Here is a 20240-nt window from a genome sequence, read left to right on the forward strand (position 1 = left end):
CGCAAGCACGCAACCACGCCAAAACCAGCCCCAAAACACCCAAAATAAACCACAGCATCAAGCAGCATCAAACCGCCTATGCAAAAGGCTGCGGACGTGAAAATGGGGCACATAGAACCCTAAAACGGCCAACGAGCATTTCTCCCGAAAACCGCAATGCTCACGCAACTCAGTCTGCGGAAATTGCCGCCGTCCTATCAATCGAAGGCGGATGTTATGCAATTACCGTTCCTGTTGGCCTGTGTTGTCCTGACCGGTGGACACTGCCTCTCGGGGTCGCAGCCAGGCTCCGAGCCCAGGGAGCCGCCTGTTCTCTCCATCCAGTACCGATACGATCCCTGTACCGATGGTCGCGTCAGCGATGGCAGACCGCGAACCTGCGCCGAACTCAGGCGAGCCTTGCGGCAGGATCTATGGCGCGAATGGCCGGATGACGATCGCCGGCCGCGGCGGCCTCGTGTAAACCCATGCACCGACGGGCGCTTCAGCGATGGGCGCGCCCGGTCCTGCCCCGAGCTGCTGGACTGGCTGGATCGGCGATGAAGACGATCCTGTCCTTCTCATCCTGGCCGCTGGTGTTCTTTACCGGCCTGCTGGGCGCTCATTTCGCTTTTTCGAGCGAGCGGCCCATGCTTGCCTTCGCTCTCGTCTATGCCGGCGAGGTGCTGCTGCTTTTTCTGCTAGAGCGCTATATCCCCTATGAGCGGCGCTGGCTGCTTGCCGACGGCGAAACGGCAAACGATATTGCCCATACGCTTTTGACCAAGGGGCTGGTGCAGATCGTCGCGCTCTTGGCCGTTGTCTTTCCGATGCTCGCCGCGACCGTGCTGCAACCTCTCGCCGGCGCGCGATTTGATGCCTGGCCGGCTGCGATACCCATGCCCGTGCAGGTGGCCATGGCCGTCGTCATAGCTGAATTCGGCCTCTACTGGTCACACCGGATTGCTCATGAGCGGCTTTTCTTCTGGCGATTCCATGCCCTGCACCACAGCGTGACGCGCCTCTGGGTCATCAATACCGGGCGCTTTCATATTGCCGATTCGCTGTTCAAGGTCGCGCTCAGCCAGATCCCGCTTTATCTGATGGGCGCGCCGCTTGAAGTCTTCTGGTGGCTCGGCGCCGTCACGGCCTTCATGGGCATTCTCACCCATTGCAATGTCGACATGAGGACCGGCTTCTTCGACTATATCTTCAGCACGCCGCGCCTGCATCGCTGGCATCATTCCAAGGATATCCGCGAGGGCAACACGAATTACGGCGAAAACGTCGTGTTCTTCGATCTGCTGTTAGGCACCTACTTCAATCCCGACCGCCCGTCCTCCACCGATATCGGTATTCGCGGCCAGATCGCCAAAGGCTTCCTGCGGCAATTGGCACAGCCTTTCCGAAAGGATGGGATTCGCCAGATTATTGGGCGCGCGACAAAAGACGGCTGATGCGGTCTCACGCAATGCTGCCGTAATCCAGCCGACGTACCCCTGCCGCGGTCTCTCTTCAGTTGCAAAAGGACGTTCCTGATGTCTGCCATTCGCATCAAGCGGTTCCCGCTCGGCATTGCCGCCTTGACGGTCTTGCTGGTCCTCTCGGCCTGCGCCTCGCAAATCATGAAGAGCTATATCGGCGCGCCGATCAGCAGCGTCATGCTCGACTATGGGCCGCCTGACAATGTCTATGATCTGCGTCCCGGCGAGCGGGCCTATCAATGGCGCAAGCAGAAGACGCAGGTGGTGCCGGGCCAATCCACCGGCGAAGTGAAGGAAACACGGCGCGGCAGCCGCTACGAGGTCACGGAGACCCCCGGCTATGTCGAGAGAACGGAATGTTTCTACACCTTCTATACCCGAAGCTCCGGCTCGGACTGGTACGTGACCAGCTTCCGGCAGCCTTCGCTCGAATGCGAATAGGCTCAGGCGTCAATACCTCCAGTCGCAGGATTACAGGACATGAAGCGTAGTTCCATGATCGCAGTTGCCATCGCCAGTCTTTCCATTGCTCTGGCTGGATCCGCACGGGCCGAGGAAACGATAGGCCAGGGCGCAGGCCTCATTCGCGTCGTCGGCGAGGGGCAGATCCTTCGCAGCCCGGATATCGCCGTCGTCCGCCTGACGGTTTTGCGCCAGGCCGGTGAGGCGAGCCAGGCGGTTGCCGCCTCCACGGAGGCGACCCGCAAGCTCATTGCCGCGCTCGTGTCGCTGGGCATCGGGAGAGACGACATGCAGAGCGCGGATTTCCAGATCTCACCGCGCTTCGATTATACGGCGAAGCCCGATGGCACGGCGCCTTCCTCGACCATCTCGGGCTATGATGCCCGCAACACGCTGATGGTGCGCGTTCGCAAGGTTGCCGAGGTCGGCAATGTCCTCGATGTCGCCTTGAAGAACGGCGTCAACGAGGGCGGCTCGGTCGATTTTCTCGTGGAGGATGCTGCCGGTGCTGTCGATGAAGCGCGCAAGCATGCCGTGGCCGCCGCAGCGAAAAGCGCCAGCGCCGTGGCGCAGGCGTCGGGCCTCAAGCTCGGGCCGATCGTCGCCATCGAAGATCAGCCCGCGGCGACCATATTTCCCTATGCGTCTACGGAAGCAAGGCTGCGCGCCGCCAGTTCGGACGCCGGCGTGCCGATCGAAACCGGCAAGAATGTCATCACGGCGCGCGTCGCGGTGTCCTATCTGGTCGCACGGTAAGGGAGAACATCATGAGATATATATGCCTCGCCGCGGCGACCGTGGCCTTTGCCGCACTGCCTGCCATTTCGCAAGCCGAGACCATCTGCTCCGTCGTGGAGGACGTCGAAAGCGGCAAGGTCCTGTTGAAACAGGGGGATTGCGACCGCCGTCTGTCACCGGCATCGACCTTCAAGCTGGCCCTGAGCCTCATGGGCTACGATGCCCATGTTCTGGCTGACGAGTCAAAGCCGGTCTGGCCCTTCGTGAAGGGCTATTCGGATTGGCCGACGACATGGGAAGATAGCGCGACCCCGCGTCTTTGGATGGAAAAATCCATCGTCTGGTATTCGCAGCGTCTCACGGAGGCGCTCGGCCCCATCAAGTTTCAGGCCTATACGAAGCAGTTCAACTACGGCAACGCCGACGTGTCGGGCAATCCCGGCAAGCATGATGGCCTGACGCATGCCTGGCTTGGATCGTCGCTGAAGATCTCCCCCGTCGAGCAGCTCGCCTTTCTGCGAAAGCTGGTGCGGCGGGAGCTGGGAGTGAGCGAGCTGGCCTATGACATGACGACAAGGATAGCCGACTATGGGGTGCAGCAATCCGGCTGGCATGCCTATGGCAAGACTGGCGCCATGCCGTCGTCGCGGATCGGTATCCGTAGCGACCGGTTCAAGATGTATGGCTGGTTCGTCGGCTGGGCAGTCAGAGGCGATCGCAAAATCGTCTTTGCGCGTCTGATCGGCGAGGAACAGAAGATACCGGGCTCGGCCGGCAAACGGGCGCGCGATGCCATTCTTGCCGATCTCTTCAAAAAACCCGATGCGATATGAGTGACGCCGGCATTTCCGGAGCATGGACGTTTAAACGGACTTGCTCCTGAAACGCCCGGACACCTGGCGCATTCACATTCCATTGCCCTTGTCTCCGCCCCATCGCCAGCGCCATGGGGCGTCGCTTTTCCACCAGCTGACCAGGAACAGCAAGGCCGTCGAAATGAAGATCGCGAGCACGTAGCTCGCCGGATGGCCGTCCCGCCATGTTTCTCCCATGGCGAAGACTGCTCCGAGGACCAGGGCGTAGGCTGTCAGCGCCGCCCAGCCTTGCCAGCTGCAGGGCAGGCCTGCTCCATAGCCATAGGCCTTGACGCGAAACCAGGCGCTTTGTCTCCTCATGCGGGCACATCCTCCGCTCTATCCGTCTCCGGATTGACCTTTCTCCTCATTAGCATTGTCCTGCAGCTTTCGATCAGGGACAGAACGACCGGCACGAACACAAGCGTCAGCGCCGTCGACGACAGGAGGCCGCCGATGACGGCATGGGCCATCGAGGCACGCTCCTGCCCGCCTTCGCCAAAGCCGAGCGCCAGCGGCAACATGCCGATGATCATGGCCGACGTGGTCATGACGATCGGCCGGAAACGGATCGTGCCGGCATCGATCAGGCTCTGCCGCATGCTGGCGCCTTCCTGGCGGCGCTTGTTGGCGTGATCCACCAGCAGGATGGCATTTTTCGTCACCAGGCCCATCAGCATGATGAAGCCGATCACCGAGAAGATGTTGATCGTCGACCCGGTTAGCAGAAGGCCGCCCAGTACGCCGCTGATCGAAAGCGGCAGGCTGGTCATGATGGCGATCGGCTGCACGAAGGAACCGAATTGCGAAGCAAGGATGAGGTAGATGAAGATGACTGCGAGCACCAGTGCCTGAGCCGCATAGCCGAAGCTTTCCATCATGTCGTCCGCCTCGCCGCCGATGGTGATGCGGTAGCCTGCCGGCAGCTCCATCGAGCCGATGACGGTGTGGATGTCGCGGACAACCACACCGAGGGGTTGGCCGCTGAGATTGGCGGAGAGGCGAACCTCGCGATCCCCGTCGCGGCGGACGATCGTCTGTGGCGCGAGGGTTTCCGAGACATCGGCGACCTGCGCCAGCGGCACGGTTGTCGCCGGGCCCGTTGCGCCGACCCTTGTGACGGGGATGGGAATTTGCCTGAGATCCTCGATCGTGCGGCGGCCTGCTTCCGGCAAACGAATGGCGACATAGCGGGATTCGTCGCCGCCATGAGCCCAGCTTGTCAGCTTTTCGCCAGCCACCAGCGGCCGAAGATTGCGTTCGATCGTCGCGGTTGAAATTCCGAGATCGGCCGCCTGCTCGGCGCGAAGCCGGATCATCAGCATCGGCCGTTTCTTGTCGGCGGAGGATTCGAGCGCGATGAGCCCTGCGACCTTGCCGAGCTTTGCCTTCATATCTAGCGAGAGGCGCTCCAGCACGTTCAGGTCGCCGCCCAGGATCGATATCTGGATCGTTTTTGCCTCGGCGCCGGAGATCTCTCCGGGCTGCCCCACCTCGACCGTGGCGCCTGCAAGCGGGCTTAGGGCGTCGCGCAGCTTCGGCGCGATCGCGACGGACGTCATCGTTCTCTTGTCCGCCGACACCATGGAAGCGGCAATTCTTGCCTCATTGGTGTTGGCGCCGTCGCCGCTGTTGACGGTCGAATAGAGATCCAGAATATCCGGAAACTGCCGCAGGATGGTTTCGGCCTGCCTGATCTTGGAGGCGGTATATTCGACCGATGATCCCTCCGGCAAGGTGAGGCCGACCGCGACCATGCCCTGATCCGATTTCGGCACGAATTCCGTGCCGATGCGCGGGATGAGGCAAAGAGTTCCGGCAAAGAACCCGAGGACACAAAGGGAGGTCACGGCCCGGTGTGCAAGGCACCAGCCGACGATGCCGCCATAACGCTGTGCGATCCTTTCGAAGCCATGGTCGAAGCGATCGAGCATCGCCTGAAGGCGTCCTCTTTTACCTGACGAGGGACGATCCGCCCAGACGCTGGAAAGCATCGGGTCGAGCGTGAAGGAAACGAAGAGCGAAATCAGCACCGCGACGGAGACGGTGATGCCGAATTGCAGAAAGAACCGGCCGATCACCCCGCCCATGAAGGCGACGGGAAGGAAGACGGCGACGATAGAGAGCGTGGTAGCAAGCACCGCAAGGCCGATTTCCGATGTGCCGTCCAGCGCCGCCCGCTTGCGATCCTTGCCCATGGCAGCGTGGCGCGTGATATTTTCCCTGACGACGATGGCGTCGTCTATCAGAATGCCGATACAGATCGACAGCGCCAGCATGGTCATGAGATTGAGGCTGAAGCCCAGGACGGCCATGGCCGCGAAGGTGCCGATGACGGAGACCGGCAATGTGAGCGCCGTGATGATGGTCGAGCGCCAGGAGTTCAGAAACAGAAGGACGATGGCGATGGTCAGCGCGCCGCCCTCGATGATGGTCCTTTGCACGTCGCCGATCTGCCCGACAATCGTTCGCGAACTGTCCTGCGACACGACGATGCCGATATCCTTGAGCGCGTCGTCCTTCCTCAGTTGAGCCAGTTCCCGCTCGACGCCATTTGCAACGTCGACGGTGTTGGCGCCTTCGAGCTTGTTGATGTCGAGGCCGAGTGCAGGCTTGCCATTGAACCAGGCCCGGCTCTTCGGGTCGGCCCCGGCCTCCATCACATCAGCGACTTCCGAGAGCCGGATCGGGCGTCCGGCGCTGTCCTGGGTGATGACGATATCGGCGAAATCCCGGACGCTGCCCGGCTGCACGCTGACGGTCACGCTGCGCTCGCGTGTCGACGAGACGATGGAGCCTATAGCGCTATCACGCGTGGCCCGCTGTATGGCTTCGATGACCGTGGGCATCGGAATGCCGAAGGAAAGCAGCTTGGCCGGGTCGGGCTGGATTCGCACCTGATCTTCACTGCCGCCGACCAGTGTCACCTGGCCCACGCCGGGCACACGCCGCAGCCGGGGCACGATCGTCGTGTCGGCGATCTTCGTCATCCGGCTGAGGGAAAGATCCGAGGAAAAGGCGGCGAGCGACATGATCGGCGCGTCCTGCGGATTGAAGCGCATGACGAGGGGCCGATCCGCCCCCTCGGGAAGCACATCCTGCAGCCGCGATATGCGGTCGCGCACCTCATCCGCCGCCGCTCTCGATGGCGTTTCAAGCGAGAATTCAGCGATGACGAGGGAATTGCCAGTCGATGATTTCGAGGTGATCTTCTTGATACCGGCAATGGCGCCGATGCTTTCCTCGATGGGCCGGCTGACCTGTTGCTCGACAGCAAGCGCCGATGCGCCGTCGTAATTGGTGGAAATGACGACGGTCGGCAAATCGACGGAGGGCAGAAGGTCCACGGGCAGGCGCGACCAGGCGGTGATCCCCAGGACGACGATGGCGACCATGACCATGGTCGCAAAAACGGGCTGCTGAATGGAGATACGGGCAAGAAACATCGGTGATCCCTAGCGCTCGGCGATCTTCACGGAGGTGCCGTTGGCAGCGTCCCGGAGCGGAACGGTTATGACGTCATCACCTTCGCTCAGTCCGGTTCGAACCTCGAGGAGATCCTCGCCGACCTTCGCCGTGCCGAGCGTGACCGGCTGTCGGTGCACGACGCCGTCGACGATCTTCCGGACAAGGGTTTCACCGCCTTCTGTAGTGATTGCGGCGGCGGGCACGGCGAGAATGTTGTCATGGCTGTCGGTCTGCAACGAACCGTGGCCGAACATGCCGCCCCGAAGGCCGGGAACGACATGCTGGAGCCTCAGATAGACCTGCAGCGAGCGCGAATTGTCGAGGGTTGCGGGACTGATCCTGTCGAGCTGCACCGACAGAGTCTCGTCGGGCAATCCTTCGATCCTGATGGACGCCGTCTGTCCGATCGAAAGTCCGGCGCTCTCCTGCGGAGGAATGAGGGCCACGAGATCCAGCTGCGCGATATCGACGATCTCGAACAGCTCGGTATTGATCGATACGGCCTGGCCAGGATTGATCCTGCGCGAATTGACGATGCCATCGAAAGGTGCGGTGACGACCGCGTCGTTGAGGGCGCGCTGCGCTTCCGCCTGTTCGGCCTGCAGCGCCCGTAGCTCCGCTTTCAGCACCGCCACGTCGGTCTCAACCTCGGTCAGCTTGGCCTGCGCGACGCCTCCGGTGGCGACAAGGCTGCGCGTGCGCTCAAGATCCTTCTGCGCCCGCAGAAGCGTTGCCGCCTTGGCATCCGTCGTCGCGACCAGCCTGTTCAGCGAAAGCGTCAGGGCTTCGGTGTCGAAGCGCGCGATGACGTCGCCGGCGCGCACGGCCGTTCCCACGTCAGCCTCGACGGATGCCAGCGTCCCGGACAATCTTGCAGTCAGCGTCACGCGCCGGGCCGGCTGAATGAAGCCGTTGATGCTGATCTCCTGGCTGTAGGTCCGCCAGTGAACCCGCATCACCTCCATGGAGGTGACCTCGATCGTCTTGGCCGTCGGCGCCTGCGGGATCTGGGCCGCCCCGCTGATGTCACGGCTGGCCGGCGCGATCACGGCGCTTGCAACGCCCAGCGCAACCAGCGCCAGGATGATCGTTATTTTGGTGATGCGGCTTGTCATGGCATCCAACTCAGACTGTCGTCTCAAAAGTGAGAGCGGCGAATGCGGCTGGCTCGGGGTTTGATTAGCCGTCATTCGCCGCTCCCCGCCAGGCACGGCCTGCTTGAAAGCCGTGCCGACGTCTGCGGAACCTGCCGGATCAGAAGCGATAGTTCAGACCGGCCTTGATGACGTGGTCGCGAACATCGGTCTTCGACCTGCCGCTGGAGCTTGTCGTCGATACATCATTGGTCATGACGTAGTTGTATTCGACCTTGGCCGACAATCCGCCGCCGAAGCCCTGCTCGATGCCGCCACCGAAGAGGTAGCCCTGCTTCCAGCCGCTCGGGCCGGAGACGCCCCTTCCGCTTTCAAACTTCGTCATCGTCAGACCCGCCGTCCCATAGACCAGCGTGCGGTCGAAGGTCAGGCCGGCCTTTGCCTTGGCGGCACCGCGGAAGCGTTCTTCCAGCTTGCCGTGCGGCACGTTCACCTCGTTATTTCCGAGGTAGGAGCCTTCCAGTTCCGCACCGAGGATGCCAGGCCCCACCTGGAAATTGTAGCCGGCTTGCACGCCGGCGGTCAGGCCCTTGCCGCTGGCGAAGGGGTTCAGCTTCGGCGAGGCGATGCCGCCATGCGCGCCGAAATAGGCACCACCCCAGCTGAAGGCCGGCGGCTGGTCGTAGCCGGCGTCCGGAGCCTGATAGGTCGTGAGGTCGGCTGCGGATGCGCTGGTTGCAGCCGCAATGGCCAGAGCCGCGAACAGGAAAGATTTTGCGCTGAGAGACATTGATAACTCCATACGAAACCCATGCGCCATCCCTAGGCGCTCGCAAGGTCTCTATTTGCGTTGGAGAACCGGAAACCGGTTCCTGCTGGTCTCCAGCGCCGTCCGTCTTGGGAACGGATCGGTCTCAGGAGATGCGGATCATTTTGCCTGCGAGAATTGCGGGTACATTGCAGGATTCAAAAATATTGAAAAATTATTCAGTATTTTTATAGGGTTGAAGCGAAAAATTTAACTATCTGTTAAGGAAGATTGGGTGCGTCCAGCCGCTAACTCGGGAAAGACAGGCGAAAGCAGGCGCCACCCTGTGGACCGTCCAAGACGATGACATTGCCGCCATGCCGCTGCATGATTTCACTGACCAGATTGAGCCCGAGCCCGGCCCCATGCTCATGCGGATGAAGGCGATGGAAGGGTTCGAAGATCCTCTCGCGCTCTGCAACGGGTACACCCGGACCTTCGTCAGTCACCTCGATGATTGCGCGCCTGTCGATCCTGATCGTGATATTTCCCTTGCCGCCGCCATGCTCGATCGCATTCTGAACGATGTTGAAGACGACGCGGCGCAGCGCTCCGGCATCGCCTTGGACAATCAGGCGGTCGAGCCTTGTCTCGAGCGAAAGGTCATATCCCTGCGCGATGGCCAAGGGCGCCATGTCGGCGGCAACATCGCGGCATATGTCCACCAGATCGACGGGCGAGAAGTTCGCGCCGATGACATCCAGACGCTGCAGATCGAGCAGCTGTTCGGCAAGCGCGGAGATGCGGCCCGCATCGGACAGAAGCCGGTTGCGGATGGGCCCCTCGACGATTGTCTCGACGCGCGTCTGCAGAATGGCGACAGGGGTCCGCAATTCATGCGCCGCATCGAGAATGAAGCGCTGATGGCGCTCGTGCCCCTCATCGAGGCGTTGAAGCGCACCGTTGATCGCATTGACGAGCGGCATGACTTCGCGAGGGATTCCCGTTTTCGGCAGCCTGTAACCGCGCCGGTCGATATCGATGGCTTCGGCTTCCTTGGCGACGGTGGACAAGCGGGAAAATGCCCTGCTGACGATCCAGGGAATGACAATGATCGTGACGATGACCAGCAGCACAAGGATCGGCACCATCAGCAGGTTCGAGAGAAGCAGGATGGCGTATGTCATGCTGAAGACGTCGCCCTTGCCGATCACGGTAAAGTTTCCCGCGGGGCCGGATGTGTTGCGTATGACGGCCAGATAGGAGAAAGGGGGCTTGGTATCCCGGATATCGCCGAAGGTTATGCGATCCAGGTGTTCCGCCATCGCCGCGTAAACCGCAGGCACATTGCCGGTCTGAATGATTTCACCCTTTTCGCTGCGGGCGACGAACCAGAAGTCCGCCGAACTTTGGCGTAGCTTGGCGATCTCGTCCGTCTCGTTGAGAACGAGCTGGCCGTCGGCCTTGCGCTCGATTGCGCGTCCGGCAGCATCAGCAAACTCGGGATCTGAGAGAACGATGCCTTCGCCCGCCTGTATCAGGTAGGCGACGAACGCCACGCTGAACAGAAGGAGGATGCCGACCTGGAAAAGCAGAAGCTGCGCGATCAGCCGGCGCTTCAGCGATTTTGCCTTGGCACGTTTCATGCGATTGGCCTCAACAGATAGCCGACCCCGCGAATGCCATGGATCTCCACACCCGCCTGCGCATCCGCGAGTTTTTTGCGAAGCCGCGACACATGCGAATCGAGCGCATTCGACTGGATCTCGTCGTCAAAGGCATAGACGGCTTCCTCCAGCGCCGCGCGCAGGACTGTTCTGCCTTGCCGGCGGATCAGTGTTTCCAGCACGAGAAGCTCGCGCCTCGGCAAGTCCAGCAGTTTGCCTGATATCCGGGCCTCCCTGTTATCGAGGCTGAATTCAAGCTGGCCGAGCCGGGCGACCATCGGCGCCACATTGGCCGGCCGACGCATCAGGGCGCGGATGCGCGCCAGAAGTTCCTCGAGAGCAAAAGGCTTGCCAAGATAATCGTCCGCGCCAAGATCAAGGCCGTTGACGCGATCGGCGAGCGAGCCGCGGGCTGTCAGTACGATGACCGGCACTGTTGCGCCGATTGAACGCAGATGCCGGATGAGTTCCAGCCCGTCGCCGTCAGGCAGCTGCCGGTCGAGCACGATCATGTCATGGACATGTTCCGAGACGGCGCTTCTCGCAAATTCCAGTGTCGGCGCGTGATCGACGATGATGTCGTATTGATGCAGTGCGGTCGTCAGCGCATCCGCCATCTGTGGCTCATCCTCCACCAGCAAGAGGCGCATTCTTCTCTCCTTGAAACGGAATGGTTTTATAAGACATAGCGATCAACATTGCGGCATCATTGCGCGCAATGGCGTGCTTCTCGCATTGGCGGTGGTTTGTCCGGTCTATTTCCGGCTAGTCATTCTCGATGCATTCCAGCCAGGCGGCGCTGACGGCCGCCGCCAGGGACAAGAGGAATATTGCGAGAATGCAGGTCGTCTTGAAGGATGTGAGGCCGATGGCCACGCCGGTCAGCATATATTCGAGCGGCAGAAACAACAGAACGACGGAATAGGAAAGGCCCATCACATGGGGCCTGATATCGCGCGGCGCCTTCACCTGGAGGATCGCCACGAAAGCCGGCGAGAGCCAGCCGTTTGCCAATCCCGCGACAAGGCCGGCCAATATCATCGTCAGCGGCGAAATCTCGATCCACATCAGTCCCGTCGCAAGTGCCAGTCCCAGGAAAGCCCTCGAAACGGTGGAGGATGGCGTGGGCCTGTCCTGGCGGGATGCCAGGTGCAGGTTCATCATGATCGTGCCCGTGGCCGACGCCGCAATGAAGATGCCGAGCCATGCCACGGACTCGCCCTGCAGCCGCAAGGCCGCCGGCACGAGGAAAATCTGCAGCGTCATGAAAAAGCCGAGTGCCGCACTCGCGCAAAGCGCCAGCGGCAGCGAAATGGGCGCGCCGCGAAACCGTCTTCCCGCAACGATGATGTCAAGCAAGTGCGGCGCTGCCCGCAGCCGAAATTTCGGCAGGCTGAACGACAGAAGCATCATGGCGGCAAAATTGCAGATGGTGATCCACCATGCGGCATCTTTCGAACCTATGGCGGCGATGATGAAGGCGCTGGCTGCCGAGGCCGTGAGCAGCACGAGGCCGTCAATCATATCGTCGATGGAATTGGCATCGGTCTTCGACAGTCCCGAAAGCCGGGCAATTTCCGGAACCTTGACTTCGGTCGCCACCGTCGCCGGCCCATCGAGAATGGAGCTTAGAAGGCCGAGAAACAGGAGAGTGCCGGGGTTGAGAAAATCGGCGGTATAGAGCGCGGCAATCAGCAGCGACGTCAGCGCGCCGATTTTTGCGGAAATGAGCGCTGTATGGCGGATGCCGAGCATCTCCGCCACATAGCCGCCGAACGCCATGCCGATCAGAAGCACGCCGCCGTTGATGAACGCCATCAGCGCCATGCAGACCACGCTGCCGGTGAGATCATACATGATCCAGGGATAGAGCACCGTCGCGAAGGCATGGCTGAAATTCAGGGCCACGTTGCTCAATTGAAGCCCGACAAAAGGCCATCGCGCGTTGCGTTGAAGTCGTTGAAGCACGGTTCTGTTCCGATGATCGTTAGACCATCAGAGTCGGCCCATCGCCTTGCGGCAACATTACGGGAAGCGAAATTTATGCGGCAACCGACAATTGCTTCATCGAGGCTGGGGATAGGTGCTGCCGGCCTGTTTCGCCGGCAATATCCGCCGGCGATCCGATGTCAGATCGATGGTCAGTCGCGCGCCGCCCGTGGGGCTGGTATCGGCCGTGACATTGCCCCCGTGCAATTCCACGATCTGTCTCACCAGGTGAAGGCCGAGGCCTGTCCCGCTGGAGCGCGGTTTCAGCCTGTAGAAGGGCTCGAAGATCCGATCACGCTCGGCGGGCGGCACGCCTGGACCATCATCGCAGACGTCAATCAGTCCGGGCGCGATGCGAATGCTGATCGTTCCCTTGCCGCCGCCGTGATCGATGGCGTTCTGGATAAGGCTGGCCAGCGCACGCTCCAGCGCCGCCTCGTCGCCATGAATGGCGTCGTCCGGCCCTTCATGGATAAGATCCAGTTGGTAGCCGGCTGGAAAGGCAAGTGGCGCCATATCGCTCACCGCCCGCTTGCCGAGCGCCAGCAGCGAGATGGGCCTGAACTCGGCCATATCACGCTGAAGGCGCTCGATGTCGAGCAGCTGCTCGGTCAGCGTCGTCAGCCGCGCCACGTCGGCAATCAACTGTACGCGTTCCGGGGTCGGCGGCAGCGCGGCGATGCGGGTGCCGAGTATGGCGATCGGAGTTCTGAGCTCATGCGCGGCATCTGCCAGGAAGCGCTGATGCCGCTCGTAGCCGTCGTCGAGCCGGCGAAGGGCTTCGTTGACGGCGCTGATCAGCGAGGCAATCTCGGGCGGCGTGCCCGCGGTTTCCAGCCGTACGCCGCGTTGGCCGATATCGATCAGGGCGGCCTGTTTTTCCGCCTTCGCGATGCCGGCCACTGCGCCGCGCACGACGAGAGGTGTGGCGACCAGGATGCCGAAAACGATGACGATCATGATCGGCAGGCCGACCTTGAGAAAGACAAGCAGAAGCCCGAGCGCGACGATGGCTGGCGGCGCCTTGCTTTCGGTTCCCGTCAGGATCTGCATCTCGCCTGCCGGCGTATAGACAGTCCGCATGCGCGCCTCGGGTCGATCCATGGCGGCGGCGTCGACCGTCGATCCGAAGCGGGCCTGGCCGATGCCGGGCAGCGCTTCACTGATGCGGGTAAAGATCGCCGGGATCGGGCCTTCGGAGATCTTCGTTCCTCGTGCATCGCGGATGATGAACCAGAGGCCTGGCTCGGTTCCCCTGAGCGCTGTCAGCTCCGCCGTAGCACGCAGCTGCAATGCACCGGCTGCGTCCCGCTGGATGGCGTGCTGAAGAGCTTCGATGGTTCGATCGGTCGAGCGAAAGGCGAAGAGATCGCCCTTCAGGAACAGGGCTCCGAGAACGAAAAGAAGGATCAGGCTCTGGAGGATCAGCAGCCGCCGGATCAATTGCCATGTCAGCGAACGGCCAGCCGCCTCCTTCATGCCTGCTCCATCAGCATATAGCCGACCCCGCGCACGCCGTTGATGGTGACGCCGGCATCCGCCTCGGCAAGCTTGCGCCGCAGCCTCGAAATATGGCTGTCGAGTGTGTTGGACTGGACCTCGTCGCTCATGCCGAAGACCGATTCCATCAGGATTTCGCGCGGTACCATCCGACCGGCGCGCCGCATCAGTGCTTCCAGGACAAGGAGTTCGCGCCTTGGCAGATCGAAGCGCATGCCCTCCACCCTGGCTTCGCGGTGGTCCAGGTCGAGGACGACACGGCCGAGCCTGACGGCCATCGGGCTGATATGGTCGGGCCGCCGCAGCACGGCGCGCAGCCGCGCCAGAAGCTCCTCGAAGGCGAAAGGCTTTGCCAGATAATCATCGGCGCCACCATCGAGGCCGGCAACACGCTCGGCAAGCCGGCCGCGGGCAGTGAGCACGATCACCGGTATGTTCGACTTGTGCTGTCTGATCTTGGGAATGAGGGAAAGGCCGTCGCCGTCCGGAAGGCCGCGGTCGAGGATGATGGCATCGTAGGAGCCCTCCAGGATCATTTCCATGGCCATGCTCATGTCGTCGGCATGATCGGTAATCATGTCGTACCGCCGCAGCGCAGATTGCAGGGCCAGCGCCATTTCCGGCTCGTCCTCGACCACAAGGAGCCGCATCCTTCGTCCTTTCGCCATTCGTCTTGGAATTTTTGCCGAGGCGACATTGCGACAACATGACGTTTAGAAGCAATGCAGGCGTCAGACGAACCATCGAGATCCCTGGGAAGACAATCAACCAACAAGGGACGAATCGATATCATGAGAGACAGCTTCTTCTTCCTGCGCCATTGGGCGGCAGCTCCTCTTCGCACTGCAGCCATCGCACCGTCGAGCCGGGCGCTGGCGAAAATCATGACACGCGATATTTCGGTGGCGACGGGGCCGGTTATCGAGCTTGGACCGGGCACGGGAGTCTTCACCAAGGCACTGCGCGACTGCGGCGTGGCGGAGCACAACCTGACCCTGGTCGAGCTCAATCCGGATTTTGCAGTCTTGTTGAAGCGCCGCTTTCCGGCCGCACGCGTGTTGCAGATGAGCGCCGCCGATATGGCGGCATCAGCGGCATTGCGCGAGGGCAGTGCCGGAGCCGTGTTGAGCGGCCTCGGCCTGCTCTCCATGCCGACGCGCCAGGTGGTGAAGATCATGCAAGGCGCATTTCGCTGCCTCGGGCCGGCCGGCGCATTCTACCAGTTCACCTATGGCCCACGCTGCCCCGTGTCGGATGACGTTCTGAATTTCCTCGGGCTGCAGACGGAAAGGGTGGGAGGAACCCTCTTCAACCTGCCGCCGGCTTCGGTCTATCGGATCACACGCTCGCCGATCTGGCCGAACGAGAGACTCGATCGGCAGATGGCAGGCGGTGCGCCTCGCCATCTCGACGCCTTTGACGATTGACCGGGCGATCCGGAAGGCTGCGAAACCTATTCGCAGCGAAGGCCGGTGGCGCGGTCGAAAAGATGCAGCGCATTGGCGTCGAAACCGAGCTTCAGCACCTGCCCTTCGGCAATTGCGGTTCGCGGCGGCAGGCAGGCCATCAGCCGCTGCGAACCGGCTTGCGCCGTCACGATCAGCTCCGGACCCGTCAATTCCGCCACTTCGCAAATGGCTTCGAGCTTGCCTTGTTCGTCAAGCCGCAGCGTTTCCGGCCTGATGCCGACCACCAGCTCCTGCCCCTGCTTGATCTCCGCTTTCGTCGGCGGCATGGGCAGGGTGATCGTGGTTCCGTCGATGCAGAGGGAACCTTGATGGGCGGTTGCGTTCAGGAGGTTCATCGGTGGCGCGCCGACGAAGGTGGCGACATAGAGTGTTGCCGGGTGATTGTAGATCTCGTCCGGCGTGCCGAGCTGTTCGATCCTGCCGTCTCGCATCACGGCGATGCGGGTTGCAAGCGTCATTGCCTCGATCTGGTCGTGCGTCACGTAGACGACGGTGGTCTTCAGCATCTGGTGCAGGCGCTTCAGCTCGGTGCGCATCTCCATGCGCAGCTTGGCGTCGAGGTTGGAAAGCGGCTCGTCGAACAGGAAGACCTCAGGCTTGCGCACCAGCGCCCGGCCGATCGCCACGCGCTGACGCTGGCCGCCGGAAAGCTGGCTTGGCTTGCGCTCCAGTAACGCCTCGATCTGCAGGAGCTTCGCCGCCTCGCGCACCGCCTTGTCGCGCTCGGCGGCAGGCACTTTGCGCATTTCCAGGCCGAAGCCGATGTTGCGATGGACCGAGAGGTTCGGATAGAGCGCGTAGGACTGGAACACCATGGCGATGTCGCGGTCCTTCGGATGGACGCCGAGCACGGAGCGATCGCCGATGCGGATATCCCCGCTGGTTGCCTCGGCAAGCCCGGCGATGATGTTCAGAAGCGTGGACTTGCCGCAGCCTGACGAGCCGAGCAGCACCAGGAACTCGCCGCTCTCAAGCGAAATGTCGATGCCTTTCAGCGTCTCCAGCTCGCCATAGCTTTTGCGGATATTCTGGATTTCGAGCGCGCTCATCGAACGGCCTCCTCGGATGCTTTGGCCGGGCCGTAGCTGCGCGGCAGAGTGGAAATGGCGCGGGAGGCAACTTCGGTTCCTGCCGAAAGGCAGGCCGCAAGCGGCTCGCCGCGGGCAAGGGCGGCCAGGAAGCCCGCATTGAAGACGTCGCCGGCGCCGATCGTATCGACGACCGTGACGCGTGGTGCCGCGGCCGAAACCGACGTGCCGTCGGCGTCGATGGCGATCGCCCCGTCCGGGCCGCGCTTGACGACGAAGATGGCGCCCTCAGGCATGTGCGATCGAAGAGCGATTGCGGCCTCGACTGGATCGTCCATGCCGGCAAGCGTCGTCGTTTCGACCTCATTCATCAAGGCAACGCCGCAACGGGAGAGCCAGTGCCGCGTTGCATCGCAATTCTTCTCCGTCCAGCCGTCGAGCGGCCAGCCCGTGTCGAGTGCAACGGTGATCCGGTGCTTGTCTGCCCAGTCGAAAAGGGCATCGTAATCCCGGGTGAGATCTTCGGTGAGGAAGGCGCCGCACAGCAATATATAGCCGCCGCTGAGCCGATGGCCGTCGAGCACCGCATGCACGTCAGCCAGATTGAACCGTGGCAGGTGGCCGCGCGTGGTGAAGAAGGTGCGCTCGCCGTCTGGATGGGTAATGCCGACCGAGAGCGTTGTGCCCTCAGGACGTACCGGCCAATTGCTGCTGCGTGCGCCAAAAGCTTCGCTCAGCCAACGGCCGAACTGGTCGTTGCCGACATTGGCTGATATCTCGTAATCGACTCCGAGGCCTTCCCAGGCAAGTGCGCTATTGCCCGCCTGGCCCCCGACGCGCAGCTCGTCATGATCGACGATGATCTCGGTGCCGGCCTTCGGCCAAGGTGCGGCCGGCCCGAGGATCAGGTCGATATTGACGTTGCCGATGACTGCAAGCGGCTTCATTCACTCGCTCCGGGTGATCTTGGTGGTGCGCACCGGCGTGCCGGCATCCTCCACCCGTTCGTCGGCAAAGGCGATCATCAGCAATTGTGCCACAGGCAGCATCTGGAAGATGGCGGCAAGGCCGGTTTCCGGTTTGAAGTGCAGCGTCACGCAGCCCGACACCGCCTCTTCCTGCGAACCATCGAAGATCACCACAGGTGCGCCGGTTTCGGCAGCGGAAACGGCCATGGCGGTCACCAGGCTGGCTGTCGCATCATTGCCGCGAAACAGCACTACGCCGATCGAAGGGCCGAGCATTTCCATCGGTCCATGCCGCAGCTGGCCGCCTTCGAGCGAGAAGCAGGGACGGCGCGACAGTTCGGTGAGGCCAAGCGCCAGCGCCTCGGCAACGCCCTGCAGGCGGCGGCCCGAGGTGACGACCGTCGCGACATTGGCGAGGGCTGCAAGGGCCGGCTCGATAGCGGGCGTCTCAGGAGCCTGCAATACCACCAAAGCGCGCGCGGGATCCTGCCCGAGTGCGGCGAAAATCGCCAGATGCAGCGCGAAGCTTACGGTGAGGCTGCGTGTTGCGGCAAAGGCAAGCTCGGTGCCGCCGGCGCCGACGAGAGAAGGCGCGGTTCGTGCAAGGAAAGAGCCGCCCTCCAGCGTCAGGCCGAAAGTGTCGGCCGTGCCGCCGGTCTCGTTGAACCAGCGCACGACCTCGGCGCTTTCGCCGGATTGCGATGTCACGAAGATCGTCCGTCCCCCAAGCGGCAGCGGCTGGCCGAGCTGTTCGGAGAGCGGCAGCGCAACCGCATCGATACCGGCGGCGCGATAGAGAGGCTCGACCGCACGGTTGACGGCGTGGGAGCCGCCCATGCCGAGCAAGAGCAGCCGGCCGGTGCGCTTCAGCGAGGCGGCGGCCCTGGCGGCCATATCGGTTGCCGCTTCGAAGGAGGCTAGCGCGTCGGCATGTTGGCGGCCCATTTCGCGATCGATGGCGGCAAGGCCTTCGGGGCGGGTTTTCTCTTTGGTCATGTTCATCCCTTGACGCCGCCATTGGTCAGCCCGGAGATCAGGGCGCGTTGCATGACAAGGCCGATCAGCACCGGGGGCAGGGCGGCCAACACGCCGGCAGTCGCGATCAGTCCGTAATCCGAGACACGGCCGCCGGCGAGATCCGCAATGGCGACGGTGAGGGTCTTGGCGCGCTGGTCGGAGGTGAAGAGCAGCGCATAGAAGAATTCATCCCAGGCAAGTAGGAAGGCGAATAGCGCCGAGGTCGCCACCACGGGCATGGCAAGCGGCAGCGTGATGATCCTCAGAGTCTGGAACAGCCCGGCGCCGTCGATCATCGCGGCCGCCTCGATCTCCTTCGGAATGGAATCGAAGCCGGATTTCATCAGCCAGGTCGTAAACGGCGCCAGGATCGTCAGATAGACGAGCGCCAGGCCGAAGACGTTGTTGAGCAGGCCGAGATAGGCAAGGCCCATATAGAGCGGCACGGCGAGCGCCACGGGCGGCAGCATGTAGGTGGCGATCACCATGGAGAGCGACCAGCCGACAGACGGCGTGCGAGACACGGCCCAGCCGGCCGGGATGGCGAGTGCGATCGCGGCGATGGTGGCCATGCCTGCCACTTCGATGCTGTTGCGCAGCGACGAGGTGAAGGCGGCACCCTCACTGTTTTCCAGCGTCGACAAGAGCACCTTGTAGCGCGAGAAATCCGCCGTCTGCGGCCACCAGCGCAAGGGCTTGGCGGCAAGGTCGGCAGCCGGCGAAATGCTCATGATGAAAAGCCAGGCGATCGGCGCCAGGATAACGACTGCGAGCAGGATGGCGCAGACATAGATGAAGCAGGTAAAGAGCGGGCTCTTGCGTTCCATCAGGTGGCACTCCCTGCGGTTTTGCGGACAAGGGCGGCATAGGCGGCGGCCAGCACCGTGACCAGCAGCGTGACGATCAGGGCAAGCGACGCGCCGGACCCCGCTCGCTGGAAGGAGAATGCCTCCTGATAAACGAGGATCGACAGCGTGCGTGTGCTGTTTGCCGGGCCGCCGCGCGTCATGACCCAGATGATGTCGAAGACCTTGAAGGCCTCGATGGTGCGGAGCACTAGCGCCACCATCAACGGTCCGACAAGATAGGGAAGGATGACGAAACGGAAGCGCTTCAAAGGACCGGCGCCGTCCACAAGCGAGGCGGCAACGATATCGCGCGGCACGGCCTGCAGTGCTGCAAGCGCAATCAGCGCCACCAGCGGGAAGTTCTTCCAGCAGTCCGCAACGATGAGCGCTGTCAGCGCCGTGCCAGGTTCGCCGAGCCAGGAGCGGTAGGCGTCCAGCAGGCCGAGCTGGGTCAGCGCTGCGTTGAGAGCGCCATATTCCGGATTATAGATCAGCCGCCAGAGCGTGGCATTGACGACTGTCGGCAGCGCCCAGGGCAGGATCATCAGCGCGCGCAGCACGCCGCGCCCCTTGAAGTCCTGGTTCAACAGCAGCGCGGCGAGCACGCCGAGCACCATTTCGGCGGCAACGGAGATGATCGCGAACCAGGCAGTGGTGATCAGGGTGCGCTGGAAATTGAAATTCGCCAGCATCTTCGCGTAATTGTCGATGCCGACGAAATTACCGCCGGTTCCGACAAGCTTTGCATCGGTGAAAGAAAGGCCGATGGTATCGATGAGCGGCCAGCCGATGACGGCGATCATCATCACCAGCAGCGGCAACATCAAAAACCAGGCGCGAGTTGTCATGGAGGTGCCGGACATGACGGGCCCCTTCTTTCATTCTTCATGGAGGATGAGAGGCGGGCGGCGCAATGCGCCGCCCGGT

General features: G+C 62.3%; 19 protein-coding genes. 5 read left to right on the plus strand and 14 right to left on the minus strand.

Going from position 1 to position 20240, the window contains the following annotated elements:
* Window positions 1–539: 539 nt before the first annotated feature.
* From A6U86_RS21185 to blaOXA, 4 genes are all read left to right on the plus strand, one after another.
* Window positions 540–1436 (plus strand): sterol desaturase family protein, encoded by an 897-nt coding sequence (locus A6U86_RS21185; RefSeq protein ID WP_068394950.1) that lies wholly within the window; start codon window positions 540–542, stop codon window positions 1434–1436.
* Between the two features lie 81 nt (window positions 1437–1517).
* On the plus strand, window positions 1518–1904 hold the full coding sequence (locus tag A6U86_RS21190; protein WP_068394951.1) for a hypothetical protein: 387 nt from the start codon (window positions 1518–1520) through the stop codon (window positions 1902–1904).
* 39 nt (window positions 1905–1943) lie between these two features.
* On the plus strand, window positions 1944–2681 hold the full coding sequence (locus tag A6U86_RS21195) for an SIMPL domain-containing protein (protein ID WP_083196930.1): 738 nt from the start codon (window positions 1944–1946) through the stop codon (window positions 2679–2681).
* Window positions 2682–2692: 11 nt separating this feature from the next.
* On the plus strand, window positions 2693–3496 hold the full coding sequence (gene blaOXA, locus A6U86_RS21200; protein WP_068394953.1) for a class D beta-lactamase: 804 nt from the start codon (window positions 2693–2695) through the stop codon (window positions 3494–3496).
* Window positions 3497–3568: 72 nt separating this feature from the next.
* On the opposite strand, the gene A6U86_RS21205 is transcribed toward blaOXA, so the two are convergent.
* The 9 genes from A6U86_RS21205 to A6U86_RS21245 all read right to left on the minus strand — a co-directional run bounded on the left by A6U86_RS21205 (window position 3569) and on the right by A6U86_RS21245 (window position 14633).
* Window positions 3569–3838, minus strand: coding sequence for a hypothetical protein (locus A6U86_RS21205; RefSeq protein WP_068394954.1), 270 nt, complete (start codon window positions 3836–3838; stop codon window positions 3569–3571).
* Window positions 3835–6963 (minus strand): efflux RND transporter permease subunit, encoded by a 3129-nt coding sequence (locus tag A6U86_RS21210; protein WP_068394955.1) that lies wholly within the window; start codon window positions 6961–6963, stop codon window positions 3835–3837. The genes A6U86_RS21205 and A6U86_RS21210 overlap by 4 nt, the downstream gene beginning before the upstream one ends.
* 9 nt (window positions 6964–6972) lie before the next feature.
* The gene (locus A6U86_RS21215) at window positions 6973–8175 is read right to left on the minus strand and encodes an efflux RND transporter periplasmic adaptor subunit (protein WP_083196931.1); all 1203 of its coding nucleotides are present in this window, start codon (window positions 8173–8175) and stop codon (window positions 6973–6975) included.
* 64 nt (window positions 8176–8239) lie between these two features.
* Window positions 8240–8869: an outer membrane protein gene (locus A6U86_RS21220; RefSeq protein ID WP_068394957.1), complete on the minus strand. Its 630-nt coding sequence runs from the start codon at window positions 8867–8869 to the stop codon at window positions 8240–8242.
* A 266-nt stretch (window positions 8870–9135) separates the two neighbouring features.
* Window positions 9136–10473, minus strand: a complete 1338-nt coding sequence (locus A6U86_RS21225) for a HAMP domain-containing sensor histidine kinase (protein ID WP_068394958.1) — start codon at window positions 10471–10473, stop codon at window positions 9136–9138.
* On the minus strand, window positions 10470–11144 hold the full coding sequence (locus A6U86_RS21230) for a response regulator transcription factor (RefSeq protein ID WP_068394959.1): 675 nt from the start codon (window positions 11142–11144) through the stop codon (window positions 10470–10472). The genes A6U86_RS21225 and A6U86_RS21230 overlap by 4 nt, the downstream gene beginning before the upstream one ends.
* A gap of 115 nt (window positions 11145–11259) precedes the next feature.
* Window positions 11260–12402, minus strand: coding sequence for an MFS transporter (locus tag A6U86_RS21235; RefSeq protein WP_343287076.1), 1143 nt, complete (start codon window positions 12400–12402; stop codon window positions 11260–11262).
* Window positions 12403–12558: 156 nt separating this feature from the next.
* On the minus strand, window positions 12559–13962 hold the full coding sequence (locus tag A6U86_RS21240; protein WP_068394961.1) for a HAMP domain-containing sensor histidine kinase: 1404 nt from the start codon (window positions 13960–13962) through the stop codon (window positions 12559–12561).
* Window positions 13959–14633: a response regulator transcription factor gene (locus A6U86_RS21245; RefSeq protein ID WP_068394962.1), complete on the minus strand. Its 675-nt coding sequence runs from the start codon at window positions 14631–14633 to the stop codon at window positions 13959–13961. The genes A6U86_RS21240 and A6U86_RS21245 overlap by 4 nt, the downstream gene beginning before the upstream one ends.
* 141 nt (window positions 14634–14774) lie before the next feature.
* On the opposite strand from A6U86_RS21245, the gene A6U86_RS21250 reads away from it, so the two are divergent.
* Complete coding sequence (locus tag A6U86_RS21250) at window positions 14775–15410, plus strand: class I SAM-dependent methyltransferase (protein ID WP_068394963.1); 636 nt, start codon at window positions 14775–14777, stop codon at window positions 15408–15410.
* Between the two features lie 26 nt (window positions 15411–15436).
* Here the strand turns inward: A6U86_RS21250 and A6U86_RS21255 are convergent, their stop codons facing one another.
* The 5 genes from A6U86_RS21255 to A6U86_RS21275 are packed head-to-tail and all read right to left on the minus strand — an operon-like array spanning window position 15437 to window position 20176.
* Window positions 15437–16501, minus strand: coding sequence for an ABC transporter ATP-binding protein (locus tag A6U86_RS21255; RefSeq protein WP_068394964.1), 1065 nt, complete (start codon window positions 16499–16501; stop codon window positions 15437–15439).
* A complete protein-coding gene (locus tag A6U86_RS21260; protein ID WP_068394965.1) occupies window positions 16498–17427 on the minus strand; it encodes a PfkB family carbohydrate kinase in 930 nt (309 codons plus the stop codon). The genes A6U86_RS21255 and A6U86_RS21260 overlap by 4 nt, the downstream gene beginning before the upstream one ends.
* Window positions 17428–18450, minus strand: coding sequence for an SIS domain-containing protein (locus A6U86_RS21265; protein WP_068394966.1), 1023 nt, complete (start codon window positions 18448–18450; stop codon window positions 17428–17430).
* The gene (locus tag A6U86_RS21270; RefSeq protein WP_068394967.1) at window positions 18447–19292 is read right to left on the minus strand and encodes a carbohydrate ABC transporter permease; all 846 of its coding nucleotides are present in this window, start codon (window positions 19290–19292) and stop codon (window positions 18447–18449) included. The genes A6U86_RS21265 and A6U86_RS21270 overlap by 4 nt, the downstream gene beginning before the upstream one ends.
* Window positions 19292–20176, minus strand: a complete 885-nt coding sequence (locus A6U86_RS21275; RefSeq protein WP_068394968.1) for a carbohydrate ABC transporter permease — start codon at window positions 20174–20176, stop codon at window positions 19292–19294. Before A6U86_RS21275 ends, A6U86_RS21270 begins: the two co-directional genes overlap by 1 nt.
* Between the last annotated feature and the right edge of the window lie 64 nt (window positions 20177–20240).

The sequence above is a fragment of the Rhizobium sp. AC27/96 genome (assembly GCF_001692325.1).
In the GTDB taxonomy this organism is placed as follows: Bacteria; Pseudomonadota; Alphaproteobacteria; order Rhizobiales; family Rhizobiaceae; genus Rhizobium.